Consider the following 1,087-nt stretch of genomic DNA (forward strand, 5'->3'; position numbering starts at 1 on the left):
CCTGTCGGACTGCTCGACGGTGTGCGGCGGTGGCTGGCCGAGAGTGGGGGTGAGCCGACGCCCGCGCGGGTGGCGCAGGCGTTGCGGGAGCAGGGGCGGGTGCTGGGTGACGCCGAAGTGCTGGGCGCGGCCGAGCAGTTGCGGTCCGAGCTGGTGGGCAGCGGTCCACTGGAGTCCCTGCTCGCCGACCCCTCCGTGACCGACGTCCTGGTGTCGGCACCGGACCGGGTGTGGGTCGACCGGGGCGGCGGCCTGGAACTGACCACCGTCTCCTTCCCGGACGCGGCAGCGGTACGGCGCCTCGCGCAACGCCTGGCCGCGGTGGCCGGACGCCGGCTGGACGACGCCCGCCCCTGGGCCGACGCCCGGCTGCCCGACGGGACACGCCTGCACGCCGTACTGCCGCCGGTCGCCATGGGCTGCACCTGTCTGTCGCTGCGCGTCGTACGGCCGCGCGCGTTCACGCTGGACGAGTTGGTCACAGCGGGCACGGTGCCGCCGGGCGGGGACCGCATCCTGCGGGCGTTGATCGAGGCGCGGCTGTCTTTCTTGATCAGCGGCGGCACCGGCAGCGGCAAGACGACGTTGCTGAGCGCGCTGCTGGGGCTCGTCGGACCGGGTGAGCGGATCGTGCTCGCGGAGGACTCGGCGGAGCTGAAGCCGGACCATCCGCACGTCGTACGGCTGGAGAGCAGACCCGCCAACCAGGAGGGCGCCGGGCTCGTCACGCTCCAGGACCTGGTCCGCCAGGCACTCCGGATGCGGCCGGACCGGCTGGTCGTCGGCGAGGTGCGCGGGCCTGAGGTTGTTCATTTGCTTGCCGCGCTCAACACGGGTCACGACGGCGGCTGCGGCACCGTCCACGCGAATGCGGCGGCCGACGTCCCCGCCCGTCTGGAGGCCCTGGGCACGGCCGCGGGCCTCGACCGGGCCGCGCTGCACAGCCAGTTGGCGGCGGCCTTGTCGGTGGTCCTGCATCTCGTACGGGACCGGGCGGGGCGGCGACGGATCGCCGAGGTCCATGTCCTGGAGCGGGACCCGTCGGGGTTGGTGCGGACGGTGCCGGCGTTGCGGTGGGGGGTGGAGG

1 protein-coding gene is annotated in these 1,087 nt (G+C 74.4%); it reads left to right on the plus strand.

Annotated features, from left to right (window positions below; genetic code table 11):
* Positions 1-1,087 (plus strand): TadA family conjugal transfer-associated ATPase (locus AC31A1_RS51800; protein ID WP_489659976.1); only part of this gene is annotated, 1,087 nt, incomplete at both ends.

The sequence above is a fragment of the Streptomyces sp. P5F9 genome, from assembly GCF_057961495.1.